Below are 468 nucleotides of genomic sequence, written 5' to 3' on the forward strand. Positions count from 1 at the left end.
CACTACAACGTCTGTAGCGCTTACGGTATCTATGCTTACTGGAACGGTTACTGTGCCAGCGCCTTCGTTGACTGTTGCGTCGGCTATTGTTACTGTTGGCGCATTGTCGTTATCGGTGATCGTTACTGTTCCGCTTGGGTCCGTGTTTGCTGTGTTTCCGCTGGTTACTGTGCCATCGACTGTAAAGGTCTCATCGGCTTCATCTATGGCATCATCCGTGATTGGAATCACTACATCGACACTGGTGCTTCCTGCTGGAATGGTCACGGTTGTTGTTGTTACGGTGTAATCGCTTGTCCCGGCTGTGCCTGTTGTCGTGACAATATCCACTACAACGTCTGTAGCGCTTACGGTATCTATGCTTACTGGAACGGTTACTGTGCCAGCGCCTTCGTTGACTGTTGCGTCGGCTATTGTTACTGTTGGCGCATTGTCGTTATCGGTGATCGTTACTGTTCCGCTTGGGTC

The 468-nt window shown here is 50.6% G+C and carries 1 protein-coding gene; it reads right to left on the reverse strand.

From position 1 onward, the window contains the following. A partial coding sequence (locus ACVC2P_RS19800; RefSeq protein WP_452600180.1) for a Calx-beta domain-containing protein occupies positions 1–468 on the reverse strand: 468 nt, incomplete at both ends.

This window comes from Pontimicrobium sp. MEBiC01747, from assembly GCF_053601635.1.